Here is a 20,628-nt window from a genome sequence, read left to right as displayed (position 1 = left end):
ATACTGCGCGCAATTAGGGCCTGAAGGGGGCGAATATGGGAGAAGCGATGCATCCGGCCGTGACCTATCTGATCTACATTGTCTCGGCACTGGTCATGCTTGGCGTGTTCACCTTGGTCTACACCACCGTGACGCGCTACAAGGAATTCGAACTGATCCGCGAAGGCAATATCGCCGCGGTGCTGTCCTATAGCGGCGCGCTGGTGGGTTTTTCCTTCACGCTGTGCTCCAGCATCGCCATTCACGCCAGCTTCATCATGTTCGTGGTCTGGGGCGTGGCCGCCATGGCGGTGCAACTGGTCGTCTATGCGGTCATGGCGCGGGCCATCCGCGGCCTGAACGAGGCCATCGAAGAAAACAACATCGCCATGGGCGGCCTGATCGGTTCGATCTCGCTGGCCGCCGGCGTGGTCAACGCCGCCTGCCTGACCTGATCCGGCCCGGCGCGCTGATTCCGATCTGACACAGGAGAACTTGCCATGAGTCTCGGTTCATTTATCCGCAAGCAGTTTATCGACATCCTGCAATGGAACGAGGACGGCGACGGCGTGCTGGCCTGGCGTCATCCGATGCAGGATTTTGAAATCCAGTACGGCGCCAGCCTGACCGTGCGCGAGTCGCAGATGGCCGTGTTCGTCAACGAAGGCAAGGTGGCCGACGTGTTCGGCCCCGGCATGTACAAGCTGACGACGCAGACGCTGCCGGTCCTGACGTACCTGAAGAACTGGGACAAGCTGTTCGAGTCGCCCTTCAAGTCGGACGTCATCTTTTTCAGCACCCGCCTGCAACTGGGCCGGCGCTGGGGCACGGCGCAGCCGGTGACGCTGCGCGACAGCGAATTCGGCATGGTGCGCCTGCGCGCCTTCGGCGTGTATTCGTACCAGATCACCGACCCGGCCAAGTTCTACCGCGAAATCAGCGGCACGCGCGACGTCTATACCGTCGACGACCTGGAACTGCAGCTGCGCAACATGGTGGTCGCCGCCATGACGACGGCGCTGGGCAGCTCGAAAGTGCCGTTCCTGGACATCGCCGGAAACCAGGGCCTGATGTCGCAAAGCATCAGCGAGCAACTGGCGCCGGTGTTCGACCGCTACGGCGTCAAGCTGGACAACTTCACCGTCGAAAACGTGTCGTTGCCCGAAGAATTGCAGAAGGCGCTGGATACCCGGATCTCGATGGGCATGGCCGGCGACCTGGGCAAGTTCACCCAATACCAGACAGCCACGTCCATCCCGCTGGCGGCGCAGAACGAAGGCGGCATCGCCGGCATCGGCGCGGGCCTGGCGGCCGGCGCGGCGCTGGGCCAGACGATGGCGGCCGGGCTGGGCGTGGGGCAGGCCTCGGGCCAGCCGGCGCAGGCCGCGGCGGCGGGCGCCGCCGGGGCTGCCGCAGGGGCGGCGGCCGGGGGCGACCCCGTGCAGCGCTTGCAGCAGCTGAAAGATCTGCTGGACAAGGGCCTGATCACGCCGGCCGACTACGACTCGGCCAAGGCCGAGGTGCTCAAGAAACTCACGAGCTGAGCGCCGAACGTCCATGCAGCAGGTCTTGTGTCCGCAATGCGGAGCGCCCGTCAAGTTCACGTCCACGGCCTCGGTCATGGCGGTGTGCGGCGCATGCCGCAGCACGCTGCTCAAGGATGCCGAATCGGTCAAGCGCATCGGCGAAACCGCGGATGTGCTGGAAGACTACTCGCCGCTGTGCCTGGGCGCCGCCGGCCAGTTCGAAGGCAAGCGCTTCGACCTGATCGGCCGCATCCAGCTGCGTTACGAGGACGGCTTCTGGAACGAGTGGTACCTGTGGTTCGACGACGGTTCCGACGGCTGGCTGTCGGACGCGTCGGGGCAATACGCCATTACCCGCCGCCGCAAGGTCAAGTCGACCCAGGGCATGCCGGCGTTCGCCGACATCTCGCCGGGCGATGAGCTGAAGCTGGATGGCCAGCGCTTTTCGGCGTCGGACGTGCGCAGCTGCCGCGCCGGCGGCGCGCAGGGCGAACTGCCGTTCGTGCCGGGTGACGGCTGGGAAGCCAAGGTGGCCGACTACCGCAGCATCGACGCCTTCCTGACGCTGGATTTTTCCGACGGGCCGGAGCCCGAGCTGTATATCGGCAAGGCATTCGACCTGGCAGGCATGCAGGCGGCCACGCTGCGCTCGAACGAGCAGGTCGAGGAAACCGCCGGGCGTTTCCGCGGCCAGATCAAGGCGCTGGACTGCCCCAGTTGCGGCGCGCCCATCAGCTTTGTCGCGGCCATGGCCACCCAGGTGGTCTGCCCGTCTTGCACCGCCACGGTCGATTGCGCGGGCGAGACCGCCCAGGTCATCGCCAAGGCGCAGAAGCTCAAGGCCATCAAGACCACGCTGGCGCTGGGCGCCACCGCCAAGATCGACGGCGCCACCTTCACCCTGATCGGCCTGATGAAGTGCGCCGACCCGGATCCCGAAGAACCGTCCGACTGGATCGAATACCTGCTGTTCAACCCGGCCAAGGGCTTCATCTGGCTGGTGGAAACGGACGAAGGCTGGGAACGCGTGCAGGTCTGCGATACCTGGCCCAGCCGCAACAATGCGACCAGCGTGCGCTGGCGCAACAAGCTCTACCAGAAGCTGTACGACTACACCTCGCGGGTCGAGCTGGCGCTGGGCGCCTTCAACTGGCGCGTGCGGGTGGGCGACAGCACCCAGATCACCGACTACAAGGCCGGGAACCTCAAGCTGACCAGCGAACTGGGGCCCGCCGAGCTGGGCTGGTCTGCCTCGGGGCCGGTGGCGCCGGCCCAACTGGCCGAATGGTTCGGCAACCCCGAACTGGCCAAGCAGAAAGCCATGCCGCGCACGAGCACGTCGGGCGGCTATCGCAAGTGGGCCTGGTTCGCGACGATCGCCATGGGGTTCCTGAACCTGGGCAATATCTTCAATGGTCGCCTGCTGCCGATCGTGATCGGCCTGGCGTTTCTGTGGCTGCCGGCCAGCCTCGCGGACAAGATGTCCGCAAAGGACGACTAGCCGATGGGCAAGTTTCTCTATGCCATCTATGCCGTGATCGTGGTCATGGCCGCCACGGGCGCCAGCTCGCCCGGCGCCCGCTTCACCAGCGGCGGCAGCAGCAGCGGCAGCAGCAGCAGTTGGGGCGGCGGTTCATCGGGCAGCTCGGGCTGGTCGTCGGGCGGATCGCACAAGTGATGCCTCGGGACGCCACGCAGCGGGACCTGCCGCAGGCCGCCACGCCGCACGCCACCCCGGGCCGCCACATCCTGGCCGATTTCCGCGGCGTGGACGCCGGCCTGCTGGCCGACGCCGCCGCGCTGGAACGTGAACTGGTGCAGGCCGCCCAGGCCGCGGGCGCCAAGGTGCTGGGCGCGCATTTCCATCATTTCGGCGCCGGCGCGGGCGTGACCGGCGTGGTCATGCTGAGCGAATCCCATATCAGCGTGCATTCCTGGCCCGAACACCAGTTCGCGGCGCTGGACATCTTCATGTGCGGCGCCGCCCAGCCCGAACGGGCGCTGGAACGCCTGCGCGCGGCGCTGGCCCCCCGGACGGTGCGCGTCACCACCGTCGACCGCGGCTGAGCGTCCCCCTTCATTCCCAGGCATTTGACGTGGCGCAAGCCGGTACCGGACGCAAATTGACGAGCGTTATATACCTATATATATTTCGTTACCGAGATTGATCTTGTCCGAGGAGAGTGCCATGTTCCGCAAACACCCGATCCTGGCCGTGTCGCTGGCCCTGGCCGCCGTCTGGGGCCCCAGTGCCCATGCCGGCGACCTGGTGGTGTCCGCCGCGGCCAGCCTGACCAATGCGTTCAAGGACGTGGCGCAGGCCTACGAAAAGGAACATGCCGGCACCAAGGTGGTCCTGAACTTCGGCGCCTCCGACGTGCTGCTGCAGCAGATCGTCAAGGGGGCGCCGGCCGACGTATTCGCCTCCGCCGACCAGAAGGCGATGGACAAGGCCGTCGAGGAAAAGGCCGTCAAGCCCGAATCGCGGGTGGACTTCGCGGCCAACCAGATCGTGCTGATCGTGCCGACGGACAGCAAACTCAACATCGCCGCGCTCAAGGACCTGACGCGCGACGACGTCAAGCGCATCGCCTACGGCAACCCGGCTTCGGTGCCGGTGGGTCGCTACACGCAGGGCGCGCTGCAGGCCGCCGGCCTGTGGGATGCCGTGCAGGCCAAGAGCGTGCTGGCGCAGAACGTGCGCCAGAGCCTGGACTACGTGTCGCGCGGCGAGGTGGATGCTGGCTTCGTGTTCGCCACCGACGCGGCCGTCATGCCGGACAAGGTCAAGGTCGCCGTGCGCGTGCCCTCGCAAACGCCGGTGACCTATCCGATTGCCGTCACCGCGCGCGACGCCGCCGCCAAGGAAGCGCAAAGCTTCGTGGCCTATGTACTGTCGCCCGCCGGCCAGGAAATCCTGTCGCGCCATGGCTTCCAGAAGCCCTGAGGCAGGGCGTCGACATTGACATGTGAATCGCAGGCGTCATGAGCGATCCCGTCTGGGTGCCCCTGCTGCTGACCTTGAAGGTGGCCGGCTGGGCAACGCTGCTGGCCACCCTGGTCGGCACCGCGGCGGCCTACGGCCTGTCCCGCTGGCGCTGGCCGGGGCGGGACCTGCTGGACGCCATCCTGACGCTGCCGCTGGTGCTGCCGCCCACCGTCCTGGGCTATTACCTGCTGGTCCTGTTGGGCCGGCGCGGGGTGATGGGCGAAACGCTGGCGGCCTGGGGCATCGAACTCGTGTTCACCTGGCAGGGCGCGGTCATTGCCGCGTCGGTGGTGGCGTTTCCGCTGGTGTTCAAGTCGGCGCGCGCCGCGTTTGAGAACGTCGATGCGCAATTGGAAAGCGCGGCCCGGGTGCTGGGCGTCTGCGAGGTGGGCGTGTTCTTCCGGGTCACGCTGCCATTGGCGGCGCGCGGCATCGTGGCGGGCGTGCTGCTGGCCTTTGCCCGTGCACTGGGCGAATTCGGCGCCACGCTGATGATCGCCGGCAACCTGCCGGGCCGCACCCAGACCCTGTCGGTCGCCATCTACGAAGCGGTGCAGGCGGGCGATGACGCCACGGCCAATTTCCTGGTGCTGGTGACGTCCATCACCTGCATCGTGGTGCTGCTGGCCGCGGGCAAGCTGGTGCCCGTCCGCGCCAATCGCCGCAACGGAGGCGCCTGATGAGCGTCGACCTGCGCATTCGCAAGCAGATGGTCTCGGGCGAGCGGCATTTTTCGCTGGACGTGGCGTTCTCGTCGGCGGCCCAGCGCATCGCGCTGTTCGGGCCATCGGGCGCGGGCAAGAGCCTGACGTTGCGGGCGGTGGCCGGCCTGCTGCGGCCCGACGCCGGCCGCATCGCGGTCAATGGCCGCGTGCTGTTCGACGCCGACGCGCGCATCGATGTGGCGCCGCAAGCCCGCAAGGTGGCCTACCTGTTCCAGGACTATGCGCTGTTCCCGCACCTGACGGTGGCGCAGAACATTGCATTTGGTACGCGCCGTGGCTGGCTCAATCCCTCGCGCCGTGACGCATCGCCCGAGTTGCGGCGCTGGGTCGACGCCTTCGAGCTGGGGGCCATCGTCGGCAGCTATCCCAACGAGATTTCCGGCGGCCAGAAGCAGCGGGTCGCCCTGGCGCGCGCGCTGATGCTCAAGCCCGACATCCTGCTGCTGGACGAGCCGTTTTCGGCGCTGGATTCGCAGCTGCGCGGCAAGATGCGCCAGGAATTGAACGCCTTGCAGCGTCAGCTGGATGTGCCGATGCTGCTGATCACGCACGATCCCGCCGACGTCGAGGCGCTGGCCGACGAGGTGTTCGAAGTACGCGAAGGCAAGGTGCGCCGACGCGACGAAGACGTGGGCGTCTAGCCGCGAGCGGGCAGGGCGGCGGCGCGCTGCCGTTCATTGCCTGGCGGGGAAAAGCAGACTCAGTCCAACACGCCCAGGATCACGCTGGACGCCTTGAAGATGGCAACCGCCGCGGCGCCTTCGCCCAGGCCCAGTTCCTGTGCGCTTTCGTTGGTGACGATCGCCACCAGCGTGGTGCCGCCTTCCAGGTCGATCAGGATTTCGCTGTTGACCGCGCCTTCGCGCACCGCCGCAATGGTGCCCGCCAACTGGTTGCGGGCCGACAGCCGCAGGCCGGGGCCGGGGGCGCCGACGATCACCGACGATGCCTTCACCAGCGCCAGGGCTTCCTTGCCGGGCGCCAGTTCCAGTTCCTGGGTGCTTTCGCGGGTGATGGTGGCGGTGATGACCTGGCCGCCGGCAATGCGCAACAGGATTTCGTCGTTGACGGCGCCGGTGCGCACTTCCATCACCGTGCCCATGAGTTTGTTGCGGGCGCTGGTCTTGAGCATGAATCGCCTCATCAAATCGATGTCGCCGCTGGCCGTCAGCCCCGCGCGCGCCAGGTTGTCCATGAACTTGCGGTGTTCGGCTTCCAGTGCCCGGAAGGTGGCGATCAGGCTGCGCGCCCGGTCGGTCAGGCGCGTGCCGCCGCCGCCCTTGCCGCCGGCCGCCCGCAGCACGAGCGGTTCGCCCGCCAGGTTGTTCATGGCGTCGATGGCGTCCCAGGCCCCCTTGTAGCTCATGCCCACCGCGCGGGCGGCGGCCGTGATCGAGCCGGTGGCATCGATCTGCGCCAGCAGGTCTATGCGATTCTTTCCGCCCCAGTTCTGGGCGCCGGAACGAAACCAAATCGAGCCGTCGAGTTCCAACATGGAGGTATCTTCTGGTCTGGGTCTGAAATGACCCCCGAGTGTAATGGAGCCCGCGCCGACTGCGGCTTGATGTCGATCCAATGAGAATGCTTCCTTGTTGAAACTTTATCCGCTTCGCGGCACTATGAATGCGCCTGACGCCTGTTGACACTCGGACCCGCCCTGTGTGCGGGTTCCCCTTTTCGGAGATCGACATGAAAGCGTTCAAAATGCTGGCCGTGGGTTCCTTGACGGGCTTGTTGGCGGCGTGCGCCTCTGGCCCCACCGTCAAGGGTGATTACGATCACCAGGCCGATTTCGCGCAGTACCGCACCTTCGGCTATATGTCGCCGCTGGGCACCGACAAGGCCGGCTACAGCACCTTGCTGACCGAAAGGCTGAAAGACGCCACCCGCGGCCAGATGGAAATGCGCGGCTACGTCTACAGCGCGTCCAACCCCGACCTGCTGGTCAACTTCAGCGGCAAGCTGCAGCAAAAGACCCAGGTCACCGAAGCGCCGCCGCCCATGCCCTACTACGGCTACCGCAGCGGTTTCTATGGTGGCTGGCCCGGCTACGGCTGGGGCGACACCGTCTATCAGTACACCGAAGGCACCCTCAACATCGACCTGATCGATCCGCGCCGCAAGCAGCTGGTGTGGGAAGGCGTGGCGGTGGGGGAAGTGCAGAACCCCGAGATGGCGACGTCGGCGCAAAGCGTCGACAAGGCCGTCGCACTGATTTTCGCCAAGTATCCGTTCCGGGCCGGCGTCGCCGCCCCGCAGTTGCCGGACAAGAGCAAGCCCTAGGGCTTGCCGCTATGAAAAGGACCGCCGCATGAGTACACGCCGCAAGGCCTTGACCCCAGACACCGGCGCAACGCCGCCCTACGAAACCGTGGCCCTGGTCCTGCAGGGTGGGGGCGCCCTGGGGTCGTACCAGGCGGGGGTATACCAGGGGCTGCACGAGGCAGGCATCCGGCCCAACTGGATTTCCGGCATTTCCATCGGCTCGATCAACGCGGCGATCATCGCCGGTTCGCCCGAAGACGAGCGGGTGGAGCGGCTGCGCGGTTTCTGGGAAAGCATCTGCCGGCCCGCGGGGTTTCTGTCCGTGCCCTGGGGCGACACCCTGGCAGGCATGTTCGAAGGCATCCCGTTCGGCTTCGGTTCGCCGGCCATGAATGGCCAGCTGTCGGCCTTCCAGGCGCTGTTTTCCGGCCAGCCAGGCTTTTTCAAGCCGCGCTTTCCGCCGCCCTACTGGGTGCACGGCAAGGGCGCGGCGTCCACCAGCTTCTACGACACCACGCCCTTGGCCGCCACCCTGCGCCAGTACGTGGATTTCGACCTGCTCAATGCGGGCAAGGTGCGCGCCAGCTTCGGCGTGGTGAACGTGCGCAGCGGCAACTTCGCCTATTTCGACAGCCAGAAGCACACGCTGGGGCCCGAGCACATCATGGCCTCGGGCGCCTTGCCGCCGGGCTTTCCGTCGGTGGAGATCGACGGCGAGCATTACTGGGACGGCGGCGTGGTGTCCAACACCCCGCTGGCGCAGGTGCTCACCACGGACACCATGCGCGATACGCTGGCGTTCCAGGTGGATCTCTGGCCCGCCCGCGGCGGGCTGCCCACCACGCTCGAAGAGGTGGCCGAGCGCCAGAAAGACATCCAGTATTCCAGCCGCACCCGCATGGTCACCGATCAGTTGCGGCGGGTGCTGAAGCTGCGTCATGGCCTGCAGCAACTGCTGGACAGATTGCCGGAAAAAGACCGCAATGCGCCCGAACTGGCAGAGATCCGCCAGCAGGCCAATACGCCCGCCACCAACATCATCAACCTGATCTACGAGTCCAAGCACCGCGAGCGCTTTTCCAAGGACTACGAGTTCGGCACCGAGGCCATGCGCGAACACTGGGAATCGGGCCTGGCCGACATCCGCAACACGCTGGCCAAGCCCGGCATCCTGGCGCGGCCCACGCAGGACAGCTGCTTCGTCGCGCACGACATCCACCGCAACGGCAAGCACACCTCATAGCGGCAGGTCTTGCGGCATCCCGCTATGTGGTTGACCGCAAGCGGGCCGCTCCGGCAGGGAATTTTGCTAGGACTAGTCTTATTCCTGGGTCGCCGGGGGGCACAGCGTCCGCAAGCCCGGTAGTCTTTCGGCAGGATTAGCAACCTTGTTCCGGAAGCGGATCGCCGTGCCCTCCCGGCGGCGACCTGCCCGGTGGAGACTCCGGCATGACTGTTCCCGTTCCTCGCGCTTCCGTACCCCCCGCCGTCGCAGCCACCGCGTCGTCGCGGCCGGCGGCGGCACCCAAGCGTGCCGCCGCGGCCGAGGCCGACCCGGCCGCCGCGACGGCCTTCCCGACCGACGGCTGGTGGAGCCTGGCCTACCGCGGCTGGACCCTGCTGACCCCCGCTGGCGCCCGCCTCGACCTGACCGAGGTCGAACGTGCCTGCTTCCAGTGCCTGCTGCACAATCCGCGCCGCGAGCTGTTGCGCGAAGAACTCATGGCGGTCCGGCAGGGCACCAACCTGCGCACGCTCAACGTCGCTATCTGCCGGCTTCGCCGCAAAGTGCGACATCTCGATGCCCGTCTGCCGTTGCACACGGTGCATGGCGCGGGCTATGTCTTTCTTGGAAATCTGCGAGAGATATCCGACCTGTGATTCAAGCGTGGTAAATCCGCGCGGCGACTACGCCATCGCGCTGTGAAAATCAGTGATTTCCCCAATAACTGAGTTACATTAACGGGCTATTCACGTGTCACGCACGGCGCGCAGCGTTTTGTTTTGATCGCGGGCAGGGTTTGCGGTCAAATACGGCGGTCGGAGTCGGCCTTCGAAACCTGCGGCCCGCTTCGGCAACCAGACGCGGCGACGACCTATCGCCGTTACATTGTTGCGGTCGCTTGACGCGGTTAACTTCGCGGGGGTTTCAATGCGGTTTTCGCCTAAACGTGTCTCAGGTCTGGCTTTTTCCGGTGGCGTCCTCGCGCTGTTGTTGGCGGGGTGCGGTGAAAAACCGCAAATGAACCCCGGCATGCCGCAGGTCAGCGTCATCACCGTCCAGCCCCAGCGCACGCCCATCGTGGCCGAACTGCCCGGTCGCGTCGACGCGGTGCGCGACGCCCAGATCCGTTCGCGGGTCACCGGTATTGTCCAGAAGATCACCTTCGAACAGGGCGGCGACGTCAAGGAAAACCAACTGCTGTTCAAGATCGACCCGGCGCCCTACAAGGCCGCCTACGATCAGGCCACCGCGCAGCTCAAGCAGGCGCAGGCCACCTTGTTCAGCGCCAAGGTGCTGGCCGACCGCTACGCCCCGCTGGTAAAGGCCAACGCCGTCAGCAAGCAGGAATACGACAACGCCGTGGCGTCCTACCGCCAGGCCGAAGCCAACGTCGCCGCCGCCAAGGCCGCGCAGGACAACGCGTCGATCAACCTCGGCTACACCGACGTCACCTCGCCCATCACGGGCCGCATCGGCAAGCCCCTGGTGACCGAAGGCGCGCTGGTCGAGTCCACCTCGGCCACGCAGATGGCCACGGTGCAGCAACTGGATCCGGTCTACGTCGACTTCACCCAGTCCACCGCGGATCTGGCCACGCTGCGCCGCGCTTTTGCCAGCGGCAAGCTGCAGCAGGTGGGCAAGGACGCCGCGCGCGCCACCGTGGTGCTGGAAGACGGCTCCGAATACGACAAGCCGGGCAAGTTGCTGTTCACCGGCATCACCGTCGATCCGTCCACCGGCCAGGTCAATCTGCGCGCCGAAGTCCCCAACCCCGACGGCATCCTGTTGCCCGGCATGTACGTGCGCGTGCGCCTGGAGCAGGGCGTGAACGACCAGGCGCTGGTGGTGCCGCAGCAGGCGCTGCAGCGTACCGCCGACGGCTCGCAAAGCCTGATGCTGGTCAAGGACAACAAGATCGAACAGTTGCCCGTCACCACCGGCGGCGCGGTCAACAACGACTGGATCATCACCAGCGGCCTGAAGGCCGGCGACGTCGTCGTGGTCGAGGGCTTCCAGAAGATCCGTCCTGGCGCGCCGGTGCAGGCCAGCCCCTGGAACAAGAACGGCGGCAAGCCCGCCGCGGGCGGCCAGCCCCCCGCACAGCCCGGGGCCAAGCCCGCCGAGCCAGGCGCGCAGCCTGCCCAGCCGGCCCCCCAGGACAAGGCCTCCGGCCAGAAATCGTAAGCGGCCCGCAGCGCATCGCGCTGCGTTCCTCTTTAGTGAGCATCGCTTTCAGAGTCAGCCCACATGCCGCAATTTTTTATTGATCGACCAATCTTCGCCTGGGTAGTCGCCCTGTTCATCCTGCTTGCCGGGGTGCTGGCGATTCCCAACATGCCGGTGTCCCAGTACCCCGACGTGGCGCCTCCGGCCATCACCATCACCGCGACCTACCCGGGCGCGTCGGCCAAGGAAGTGGCCGAGTCGGTCACCAGTATCATCGAGGACAAGCTCAACGGCGCCAAGGGCCTGATCTACTACGAGTCGGTCAGCGATTCCTACGGCACCTCGACCATCACCGCCACCTTCGCCCCGGGCCGCGACCCTGACCTGGCGCAGGTGGACGTGCAGAACCGCGTGTCCAACGTGATCGCCCAGTTGCCCGCCGCCGTGCAGCAGCAGGGCCTGAAGTACGAGCAGACCAGTACCGGCTTCCTGATGATCGTCACGCTGTCGTCCACCGACGGCTCGCTGGACCAGACCGCGCTGGCCGACTACATCACCCGCAACGTGCAGAACCCGGTGTCGCGCGTCGCCGGCGTGGGCCAGTTCCAGCTGTTCGCGGCGCCGCGCGCCATGCGCATCTGGGTCGACCCCGCCAAGCTGGTGGGTTTCAGCCTGAGCATGGCCGAGGTCAACCAGGCCATTTCGTCGCAGAACGTGCTGGTGTCCGGCGGCAGCATCGGTGCGCCGCCCAACCCCGAATCGCAGCGCATCACCGCCACCGTGGTGGCCAATGGCCAGTTGAGCACGGTCGAAGGTTTCGGCAAGATCGTGCTGCGCGCCAACACCGACGGCTCCAAGGTGCTGCTGCGCGACGTCGCCCGCATCGAGGTCGGCGCCGACAACTACCAGTTCGGCGCGCGCCTGAACGGCAAGCCCACGGCGGCCTTCGCCATCGTGCTGTCGCCTGACGCCAACGCGCTGGCCACCGCCCAGGGCGTGCGCCAGCAGATGGACGAGCTGTCCAAGTACTTCCCCGGCAACATCACCTACGCCATCCCCTACGACACCGCGCCCTACGTCAAGGTCTCGATCGAGCAGGTGCTGCACACCCTGGCCGAAGCCATGGTGCTGGTGTTCCTGGTGATGTACCTGTTCCTGCAGAACGTGCGCTACACCCTGATCCCGGCGCTGGTGGTGCCGGTGGCCATGCTGGGGTCGTTCGCGGTCATGCTGGCGTTGGGGTTCTCGATCAACGTGCTGACCATGTTCGCCATGGTGCTGGCCATCGGGATTCTGGTCGACGACGCCATCGTGGTGGTCGAGAACGTCGAACGGATCATGGCCACGGAAGGGTTACCCCCCAAAGAGGCCACCAAGAAAGCCATGCCGCAGATCAGCGGCGCCATCATCGGCATCACGCTGGTGCTGGTGACGGTGTTCCTGCCGCTGGCCTTCATGAGCGGGTCCGTGGGCGTGATCTACCGCCAGTTCTCGGTGGCCATGGCCGTGTCGATCTTCTTCTCGGCGCTGCTGGCCCTGACCTTCACGCCCGCGCTGTGCGCGACCATCCTGAAGCCGGTGCCCAAGGGTCACCACAACGACAAGAAGGGCTTCTTCGGCTGGTTCAACCGCAAGTTCGACGCGACCACCCACGGTTACCAGAACTGGGTGTCCCGCATCCTGCACAAGGGCGGGCGCATGATGCTGGCCTTCCTGGTGCTGGTGCTGCTGCTGGGTTGGCTGTACCTGCGCCTGCCGTCGTCGTTCCTGCCTGAAGAAGACCAGGGCTACGTCATCAGCAACATCGAGCTGCCCACGGGCGCCAGCGCCAACCGCACGGTGCAGGTCATCGAAGAGGTCGAAGCCTACTTCCGCGACATTCCGGCGGTGGAAAACATCATCACGGTGCAGGGCTTCAGCTTCAACGGCAACGGCCTGAACGCCGCTATCGCGTTCACCACGCTCAAGGACTTCAAGGAGCGCAAGGGCAAGGGTGATTCCGCCGGCGCCATCGCGTTCAACGCGTTCCAGAAGCAGTTGATGGGCGTGCACGACGCCATGGTGTTCACGCTGGTGCCGCCCGCGATCTCGTCGCTGGGCAACGCCACCGGTTTCGACCTGCGCCTGCAGGATCGGGGCTCGGCGGGTACCGATGCGCTGGCCGCGGCCACCGGGCAGCTGATGGGCATGGCCATGAAGAGTCCGGTGCTGTCGCAGGTGCGCATCACCGGCCTGTCGGCCGGCGCGCAGCTGACGCTGGACATCGACCGCGACAAGGCCGCTGCCCTGGGCGTGAACTTCGACGAAGCGGCCTCGCTGATCTCCACCGCGGTCGGTTCGGCCTACCTGAGCAAGTTCCCCAACCTGGGCCGGATGCAGAACATCTGGGTGCAGGCGGACGCGCCCTACCGTATGCAACTGTCCGACGTGCTCAAGCTGAACGCCCGCAACGTGCAGGGCGGGATGGTGCCGCTGTCGACGTTCGTGTCGGCCAAGTGGTCGCAGGGCCCGGTGCAGGTGGTGCGCTACAACAGCTATGAATCCATGCGTATCGGCGGCAGCGCCGCGGCGGGTTACACCACCGGCCAGGCCATGGAAGAAATGCAGAAGCTGGTGGCGCAGTTGCCGCAGGGCTTCGGCTACGAATGGACGGGCTTGTCCTACCAGGAACGCCAGGCCGGCAACCAGGCCCCGATCCTGATGGGCCTGTCGCTCCTGATCGTGTTCCTGGTGCTGGCCGCGCTGTATGAGAGCTGGGCAATTCCCATCTCGGTCATGCTGGTGGTGCCGCTGGGCATGCTGGGCGCGGTCGCGCTGGTCAGCGCGCTGGGCATGTCCAACGACGTGTACTTCCAGGTGGGCATGGTGACCGTGATCGGGCTGGCGGCCAAGAACGCCATTCTTATCGTGGAATTCGCCAAGGATCAGTACGCGCGGGGCATGGGCCTTTACGAGGCCGCGGTGGAAGCCGCGCGCCTGCGGTTCCGGCCGATCCTGATGACGTCGCTGGCGTTCATCCTGGGCGTGGTGCCGCTGGCCATGGCCACCGGCGCCGGCGCTGCCAGCCAACGTGCCGTGGGCTTGGGCGTGTTGGGCGGCATGCTGGCCGCCACGCCGTTCGCGGTGATCTTCGTGCCGACCTTCTTCGTGGTGGTGCTGGGCCTGTTCAAGACCCGCCCGCGCCTGTTGGGCGCCGAACTGCGCGCCTTCGAAGAAGAGCAGGCGGCCAAGAAGGCGGCGGCGGGCCAGACCCCGCCGGATACCCCGCCGGCAACGCCCGCACCCGCTCAACCCAACAATGGTGGCCAGGAGGGCAAGGAATGAGCGCCCTGATGTTCAAACAGACCGCCTTGTCCGCCTTCGTGGCGGTGGCATTGGCCGGCTGCTCGCTGGCCCCCGACTACAAGCGTCCGGATGCGCCGGTGTCCGGCACTTTCCCGGACCAGCCCAAGGTGCAGTACGGTGCGTACGCCAACCCCATGTCGCTGGGCACGCAGCCCGCCGACGCGGTGGCGCCGCAGACGGGCACGCCCGCGGCGGACCTGGGCTGGCGCGAATTCTTCCGCGATGCGCGCCTGCAGCGCCTGATCGAACTGGCGCTGGTCAACAACCGCGACCTGCGCGTGGCCGTGCAGCGCGTCGAAGAAGCGCGCGCCCAGTACGGCGTGCAGCGCGGCGCGCAGTGGCCCAGCATCGGGGCCGGCATCCAGGGCCAGCGCCAGCATCTGCCGCGCAACATGCGCGCGGGCGGCTCCGATGCTCCCTCGATCAGCAGTTCGTACCAGGCCGGCATCGGCCTGACCACGTTCGAGATCGACCTGTTCGGCCGCCTGCGCAGCCTGTCCGAGGCCGCGTACCAGCAATACCTGTCGACCGAGCAGGCACAGAAAAGCACGCACATCGCGCTGATCGGTTCGGTGGCCGAGTCGTACTTCAACCTGCGCGCCGCCGAGGTCCAGCTGGAACTGACGCAGCGCACGCTGGCGTCGCGGCAAGAGTCCTACGACCTGGTCAAGCGCCGTTTCGATGGCGGCGTGGCGTCCGAGCTTGACCTGAACCAGTCCAAGTCGCTGCTGGATACGGCTTCGGCCGATCTGGCCCAGCTGGCGCGCGCCAAGGCCCAGGCCGTCAACGCGCTGGTGCTGGTGCTGGGCACGCCGTTGCCCGACGACCTGCCGGCGCCGGCGGTGTTTGGCCGCGACCAGTTGCTGGCCAGCGTGCCGGCCGGCCTGCCGTCCGATCTGCTGGAACGCCGGCCCGACATCCTGGCCGCCGAGAACCAGCTCAAGTCGGCCAACGCCAACATCGGCGCGGCGCGGGCGGCGTTCTTCCCGACCATTTCGCTGACCGGCCTGCTGGGCGTGTCGAGCCCGTCGCTGGATACGCTGTTCAAGGGCGGGCAGGGCTACTGGAGCTTCTCGCCGTCGATCACCACGCCGCTGTTCGCCGGCGGCAGCATCCGCGAAGGCCTGAACCTGGCGAAGGCGCGCGACAACATCGCGGTGGCGCAGTACGAGCAGACCATCCAGCAGGCGTTCCGCGAAGTCTCGGACGCGCTGGCGGGCGAAGCCACCTACGGCGCGCAGCTGGATGCGCAGCGGGCGCTGCAGGACTCGTCGGCTCGCACGCTGGAGCTGTCGAATCTGCGCTATACCAATGGCATCGACAGCTACCTGCAGGTGCAGACGGCGCAAGTGGATTTTTTCAATGCCCAGCTCGCGCTGGTGCAAACCGGCCTGGCCGCGTTGATCAACCGTGTGGAACTCTACAAGGCGTTGGGCGGCGGCTGGGAAGAAACGACGAAAGTGCAATGATAGAACTTGGTGTAAATATCGATCACGTCGCGACCCTGCGGCAGCAGCGCCATACGACCTATCCCGACCCGGTGGCGGCGGCGTTGCGCGCCGAAGACGCCGGCGCCGACCTGATCACGCTGCATCTGCGCGAAGACCGCCGCCACATCCAGGACGCCGACGTCTACGCCATCCGGCCGGTGCTGCGCACCCGCATGAACCTGGAATGCGCGGTCACGGCCGAAATGCTCGAGATCGCCTGCGCGGTCAAGCCCAGCGACGTTTGCCTGGTGCCTGAAAAACGCACCGAGCTCACCACCGAAGGCGGGCTGGAAGTGGCGGGCGCGTTTGCCGCCGTGTCCGATGCGGTGGGCCTCTTGACCGAGGCCGGCATTCGCGTGTCGCTGTTCATCGATCCGGACCCCGTGCAGATCGAAGCCGCCGCCCGCGCCGGCGCGCCGGTCATCGAACTGCACACCGGCGCCTATGCCGAAAGCGAAGGCGAGGCCGCCCAGGCCGAACTGCAGCGCATCCGCGTGGCGGTGGCCGAGGGCCTGCGCCACGGTCTGCGCGTCAATGCGGGCCACGGCCTGCATTACGGCAACGTCAAGCCGGTGGCGGCGCTGGACGGCATCTCCGAATTGAACATCGGCCATGCCATCGTGGCGCAAGCGGTGTTCGACGGCTGGGAAAAAGCGGTGCGCGACATGAAGGCCCTGATGGTGCAGGCCCGACTGGAAGCGGTGCGCGGCCGTTGACCGCAGGCGGCCCATGGCCAATGGCCAGCGGTCGGCCGCCAACTGCTAAGCTGGTCGCTGTCATTCCCGGCTGTAACCTTCAGCTGTAAGCCCCAGCTGTCATTTCCTTCAGACGCCGCAGCGATGTCCCAACCTGAATCCACCCCTGTCGTCCCGCCGCCCGCCGCCATCGGTGGCATCGGCATGGACCTCCTGCGCATCGATCGGATCGAGCGCGCCCTGGCGCGCCACGGCGACCGCTTCGCCGAAAAGATCCTGGGCCCCGAAGAACTGCTGAAGTTCCATGCGCGGCGGGCCCGCGATCCGGTGCGCGGGGTGCGCTTCCTGGCCACCCGCTTTGCGGCGAAAGAGGCCTTTTCCAAGGCGGTGGGCCTGGGCATGCGCATGCCCATGACGTGGCGCCGGGTGCAGACCCTGAACGCGCCGGGCGGCCGGCCGGTGCTGGTGATCGCCCCTGAACTGCTGGAATGGTACGTGCAGCGCTTTGGCGCCGCGCACGTGTCCATTACCGATGAATCCGACATGGCCGCCGCCTACGTGGTGGTCGAACGCAAGCCCTGACCGCGCCGGCGGGTGTGCGAGACACATACAGAAGGACAAGCCGATGGCCAAGAAGAAATCCCGGGCACTGCCGCCCGGTCCCGTGATGGTCGATGTGGCCGGCACCGTGCTGACCAAGGACGAAAAGAAGCGCCTGCGCCACCCGTTGGTGGGCGGTGTGATCCTGTTCGCCCGCAATTTCGAGAACCGCCGCCAGCTGACCGAGCTGACTCGCCAGATCCACAAGGCGCGCAAAGAGCGCCTGCTGATCCTGGTCGACCACGAAGGCGGCCGGGTGCAGCGCTTTCGCGAAGACGGGTTCACCGCCTTGCCGGCGATGCGCGACCTGGGCACCCTGTGGGACCGCGATCCGCTGACGGCCATGCGCCTGGCGACCGAAGCCGGCTACGTGCTGGCCGCCGAGCTGCGCGCCTGTGGCGTGGACATGAGCTTCACCCCGGTGCTGGACCTGGACTACGGCGTCAGCAAGGTGATCGGCAACCGCGCTTTCCATCACGATCCGCGCGTGGTCACGATGCTGTCGCGTGCGCTGATCCAGGGGCTGGCCCTGGCCGGCATGTCGGCCTGCGGCAAGCATTTCCCCGGGCATGGCTTCGTGGGGGCGGATTCGCACCACGAGATTCCCATCGATCCGCGTCCGCTCGAACGCATCCTCAAGGACGACGGCGCGCCCTATGCCTGGCTGGGCGACGCCGTGCTGCCCTCGGTGATGCCGGCCCACGTCATCTACCCCAAGGTCGACAAGCATCCCGCCGGATTCTCCAAGCGCTGGGTGCAGGACATCCTGCGCACCCGCCTGGGTTATGACGGCGTGGTGTTCTCGGACGACCTGACCATGGAAGGCGCGTCGGTGGCCGGCGACATCCTGGCGCGCGCCAACGCCGCGCTGGGCGCCGGCTGCGACATGGTGCTGGTGTGCAACCGGCCCGACCTGGCCGATGAATTGCTGGCGCGCCTGAAGGTCGACCATGCCCCCGAGTCCGTGGCCCGCATCCGCCGCCTGATGCCGCGTTTCGACGCGCTGGACTGGGACTCCCTGCAGGCGGAAAGCCGCTACCAGAATGCCCGACGACTTCAATCTCAAATCGTTCCTGGCTGACCTGCCGCATCTGCCGGGCGTGTACCGGCACCTGGATGCGGCCGGCGAGGTCATGTATGTCGGCAAGGCGCGCGACCTGAAAAAGCGCGTCTCGTCGTATTTCCAGAAGAACCTGGCCAGCCCGCGCATCGCCCAGATGGTGGCGAAGGTGGCGCGGCTGGAGGTCACGGTGACGCGCTCGGAAGCCGAAGCGCTGATCCTGGAAAACAACCTCATCAAGAGCCTGAAGCCGCGATACAACATCCTGTTTCGCGACGACAAGTCCTACCCGTACCTGCTGATCACGGGCCATGACTGGCCCCGCATTGCGTACTACCGCGGCGCGACCAACAAGCGCGGCCAGTATTTCGGCCCGTTTCCCAATGCCTGGGCGGTGCGCGAAACCATCCAGATCCTGCAGAAGGTGTTTCGCCTGCGTACCTGCGAAGACACCGTGTTCGCCAACCGCTCGCGCCCCTGCCTGCTGCACCAGATCGGCCGTTGTTCGGCGCCCTGCGTGGGCGCCATCGAGGCAGGGGACTACGCGTCGGACGTGCAGCGGGCGGTGCGCTTTCTGAACGGCGAGGCCAAGGAAGTAATGGGCGAAATCGAGGCCCGCATGCTGGAAGCCGCCGAGGCGCTGCGCTTCGAGGAAGCGGCCGCGCTGCGCGACCAGATGGGGTCGCTGGCCCGCGTGCTGCACCAGCAGACCATGGAAAACGTCAGTGGCGAAGACACCGACATCGTCGCCATCGCCATTGCGGGCGGTAAGGTCTGCGTCAACCTGGCCATGGTGCGGGGCGGTCGGCACCTGGGCGACAAGCCGTTCTTTCCGACCCATGCCGAGGGCGAGGCCGCGCCGCAGGTGCTGGAAGCCTTCGTGGCGCAGCACTACACGGACAACGCGCTGCCGCCCGTGCTGGTCTGTTCGCACGCCTTGCCTGATGCCAGCCTGATCGACCTGCTGGTCGAGCAGGCCGGCGGGCGGCCGTCGCGCGTGCTGACCCGGCCGCAAGGCACCCGCCGCGCCTGGCTGGAACAGGCACAGAAAAACGCCGACATGGCGCTGGCCCGCGCCCTGACCGAGTCCGGCGCCCGTGCCGCGCGCACGCTGGCGCTGGCCGAAGCGCTGGACCTGGACACCGACGAAACGGCGCTGGACGCCCTGCGCATCGAGTGCTTCGACATCAGCCACACGGCGGGCGAGGCCACCCAGGCGTCTTGCGTGGTGTTCGAACACCACGATATGCAGCCGTCGCTCTACCGCCGTTACAACATTGCCGGCATTACCCCGGGCGACGACTACGCCGCCATGCGCCAGGTGCTGACGCGGCGCTTTGCCAAAGTGGCCGACGGCGAAGCCCAGATGCCGGGCCTGGTCCTGATCGACGGCGGCAAGGGCCAGGTCGAGGTGGCGCGCAAGGTGTTCGTGGAACTGGGGCTGGACATCCAGACCCTGGTAGGCGTGGCCAAGGGGGAAGGGCGCAAGGTCGGCCTGGAAACCCTGGTGTTCGCCGACGACCGCCCGCCCGTGGCGCTGGGCGGTGAATCGGCTGCGCTGATGCTGATTGCCCAGGTGCGCGACGAGGCCCACCGCTTTGCCATCACCGGCATGCGGGCGCGCCGGGCCAAGACCCGCAACGTGTCGCGGCTGGAGGAAATCGAGGGCGTCGGCGCGCGTCGGCGCCAGCGCCTCCTGGCCCGGTTTGGCGGCTTTTCGGGGGTGGCGTCGGCCAGCATCGAAGACCTGGCGTCGGTGGACGGCATTTCGGAAGAACTGGCCGAGCGGATCTATGAAGCCCTGCGCGGTTAGGATTCATCTGCGTGATGTAGCATACGAACACTATGCCAATTAACGTACCCATAATCCTGACCTGGCTGCGGATCGCCATGATTCCGCTGGTGGTCGGGTTGTTTTACCTGCCCGAAAGCTGGATGTCGGTGCCCGTGCGCGACTCTTTCGCCGCCTGGGCCTTCATCATCGCCGCGCTGACCGACTGGTTCGACGGCTGGCTGGCGCGCCGCTGGAACCAGACGTCGGCGTTCGGCGCGTTCCTGGATCCGGTGGCCGACAAGCTGATGGTCTGCGCCGCCCTGATCGTGCTGCTGGACCTGAGCCGGGTCGACGCGTTCATTTCGCTCATCATCATCGGCCGCGAAATCACGATTTCCGCGCTGCGCGAATGGATGGCCAAGATCGGCGCCAGCGCCAGCGTGGCGGTGCACCGGCTGGGCAAGTTCAAGACCGCCGCCCAGATGGTGGCGATTCCGTGCCTGCTGTACAACCAGCCCATCTACGGGGTGTCCACCAAGATGCTGGGCGACGTGCTGATCATCGTAGCCGCGGTGCTGACGGTCTGGTCGATGCTGTATTACCTGCAGCGCGCCTGGCCCGCCATCCGCGAAAAGGCCCAGTAAGCCGAATACGCCGCGGCGGCCCGGCTCGCGCCCGGGGCCGCCGTTACATATGAAGAGCGATGCCGGCTGCCGCCGGCCCGGCCCCGCGCCGCATTCGCCAAAGGGACAACGGCCGGCCCGCCCGGACGTTGAGGAGACAACCCGC

Annotated in this window: 20 protein-coding genes; 19 read left to right on the top strand and 1 reads right to left on the bottom strand. The window is 66.7% G+C overall.

What is annotated here, in order from left to right; all coding sequences use genetic code 11:
* Positions 1–47 precede the first annotated feature (47 nt).
* The 8 genes from ACUDP5_RS21830 to ACUDP5_RS21795 all read left to right on the top strand — a co-directional run bounded on the left by ACUDP5_RS21830 (position 48) and on the right by ACUDP5_RS21795 (position 5,860).
* Positions 48–434 (top strand): DUF350 domain-containing protein, encoded by a 387-nt coding sequence (locus ACUDP5_RS21830; protein WP_263912437.1) that lies wholly within the window; start codon positions 48–50, stop codon positions 432–434.
* A gap of 45 nt (positions 435–479) precedes the next feature.
* Positions 480–1,523, top strand: coding sequence for an SPFH domain-containing protein (locus ACUDP5_RS21825; protein ID WP_445657182.1), 1,044 nt, complete (start codon positions 480–482; stop codon positions 1,521–1,523).
* A 13-nt stretch (positions 1,524–1,536) separates the two neighbouring features.
* A complete protein-coding gene (locus ACUDP5_RS21820; RefSeq protein WP_263912356.1) occupies positions 1,537–3,006 on the top strand; it encodes a DUF4178 domain-containing protein in 1,470 nt (489 codons plus the stop codon).
* Between the two features lie 3 nt (positions 3,007–3,009).
* A complete protein-coding gene (locus ACUDP5_RS21815) occupies positions 3,010–3,183 on the top strand; it encodes a hypothetical protein (RefSeq protein ID WP_263912354.1) in 174 nt (57 codons plus the stop codon).
* The gene (gene speD / locus ACUDP5_RS21810; protein WP_263912436.1) at positions 3,183–3,572 is read left to right on the top strand and encodes an adenosylmethionine decarboxylase; all 390 of its coding nucleotides are present in this window, start codon (positions 3,183–3,185) and stop codon (positions 3,570–3,572) included. The genes ACUDP5_RS21815 and speD overlap by 1 nt, the downstream gene beginning before the upstream one ends.
* Positions 3,573–3,693: 121 nt before the next feature.
* Complete coding sequence (modA, locus tag ACUDP5_RS21805) at positions 3,694–4,452, top strand: molybdate ABC transporter substrate-binding protein (RefSeq protein WP_445657181.1); 759 nt, start codon at positions 3,694–3,696, stop codon at positions 4,450–4,452.
* A gap of 38 nt (positions 4,453–4,490) precedes the next feature.
* Complete coding sequence (gene modB, locus ACUDP5_RS21800) at positions 4,491–5,174, top strand: molybdate ABC transporter permease subunit (protein ID WP_445657180.1); 684 nt, start codon at positions 4,491–4,493, stop codon at positions 5,172–5,174.
* Positions 5,174–5,860 carry an ATP-binding cassette domain-containing protein gene (locus tag ACUDP5_RS21795; protein ID WP_263912349.1) on the top strand — a complete coding sequence of 229 codons (687 nt, stop codon included), beginning with the start codon at positions 5,174–5,176 and terminating at the stop codon, positions 5,858–5,860. The genes modB and ACUDP5_RS21795 overlap by 1 nt, the downstream gene beginning before the upstream one ends.
* Before the next feature lie 59 nt (positions 5,861–5,919).
* Here the strand turns inward: ACUDP5_RS21795 and ACUDP5_RS21790 are convergent, their stop codons facing one another.
* Entirely contained in the window at positions 5,920–6,714 is a 795-nt protein-coding gene (locus tag ACUDP5_RS21790) for a TOBE domain-containing protein (protein ID WP_445657179.1), read from the bottom strand.
* A 194-nt stretch (positions 6,715–6,908) separates the two neighbouring features.
* Between ACUDP5_RS21790 and ACUDP5_RS21785 the strand changes: the two genes are divergently transcribed.
* From ACUDP5_RS21785 to pgsA, 11 genes are all read left to right on the top strand, one after another.
* Positions 6,909–7,502: a DUF4136 domain-containing protein gene (locus ACUDP5_RS21785; RefSeq protein WP_263912345.1), complete on the top strand. Its 594-nt coding sequence runs from the start codon at positions 6,909–6,911 to the stop codon at positions 7,500–7,502.
* 28 nt (positions 7,503–7,530) lie between these two features.
* Positions 7,531–8,727: a patatin-like phospholipase family protein gene (locus ACUDP5_RS21780; protein ID WP_263912344.1), complete on the top strand. Its 1,197-nt coding sequence runs from the start codon at positions 7,531–7,533 to the stop codon at positions 8,725–8,727.
* Between the two features lie 206 nt (positions 8,728–8,933).
* Entirely contained in the window at positions 8,934–9,365 is a 432-nt protein-coding gene (locus ACUDP5_RS21775) for a helix-turn-helix domain-containing protein (protein WP_263912343.1), read from the top strand.
* 271 nt (positions 9,366–9,636) lie between these two features.
* The gene (locus ACUDP5_RS21770; protein ID WP_263912342.1) at positions 9,637–10,893 is read left to right on the top strand and encodes an efflux RND transporter periplasmic adaptor subunit; all 1,257 of its coding nucleotides are present in this window, start codon (positions 9,637–9,639) and stop codon (positions 10,891–10,893) included.
* A 63-nt stretch (positions 10,894–10,956) separates the two neighbouring features.
* Positions 10,957–14,199: an efflux RND transporter permease subunit gene (locus ACUDP5_RS21765; protein WP_445657178.1), complete on the top strand. Its 3,243-nt coding sequence runs from the start codon at positions 10,957–10,959 to the stop codon at positions 14,197–14,199.
* Positions 14,196–15,689: an efflux transporter outer membrane subunit gene (locus ACUDP5_RS21760; protein ID WP_445657177.1), complete on the top strand. Its 1,494-nt coding sequence runs from the start codon at positions 14,196–14,198 to the stop codon at positions 15,687–15,689. The genes ACUDP5_RS21765 and ACUDP5_RS21760 overlap by 4 nt, the downstream gene beginning before the upstream one ends.
* Positions 15,686–16,426, top strand: a complete 741-nt coding sequence (gene pdxJ / locus ACUDP5_RS21755; protein WP_263912339.1) for a pyridoxine 5'-phosphate synthase — start codon at positions 15,686–15,688, stop codon at positions 16,424–16,426. The genes ACUDP5_RS21760 and pdxJ overlap by 4 nt, the downstream gene beginning before the upstream one ends.
* A 123-nt stretch (positions 16,427–16,549) precedes the next feature.
* Positions 16,550–16,987 carry a holo-ACP synthase gene (gene acpS / locus ACUDP5_RS21750; RefSeq protein ID WP_263912338.1) on the top strand — a complete coding sequence of 146 codons (438 nt, stop codon included), beginning with the start codon at positions 16,550–16,552 and terminating at the stop codon, positions 16,985–16,987.
* A gap of 43 nt (positions 16,988–17,030) precedes the next feature.
* The gene (nagZ, locus tag ACUDP5_RS21745) at positions 17,031–18,086 is read left to right on the top strand and encodes a beta-N-acetylhexosaminidase (RefSeq protein ID WP_445657176.1); all 1,056 of its coding nucleotides are present in this window, start codon (positions 17,031–17,033) and stop codon (positions 18,084–18,086) included.
* A complete protein-coding gene (gene uvrC / locus ACUDP5_RS21740; RefSeq protein WP_263912335.1) occupies positions 18,049–19,878 on the top strand; it encodes an excinuclease ABC subunit UvrC in 1,830 nt (609 codons plus the stop codon). The genes nagZ and uvrC overlap by 38 nt, the downstream gene beginning before the upstream one ends.
* A gap of 32 nt (positions 19,879–19,910) precedes the next feature.
* Complete coding sequence (gene pgsA, locus ACUDP5_RS21735) at positions 19,911–20,483, top strand: CDP-diacylglycerol--glycerol-3-phosphate 3-phosphatidyltransferase (protein ID WP_025137842.1); 573 nt, start codon at positions 19,911–19,913, stop codon at positions 20,481–20,483.
* Positions 20,484–20,628: the final 145 nt, after the last annotated feature.

Source organism: Achromobacter sp. NCFB-sbj8-Ac1-l (assembly GCF_052695805.1).
The sequence above is the reverse complement of the archived record's forward strand: the minus strand, read 5'-3'. Positions and strand labels throughout refer to the sequence as shown.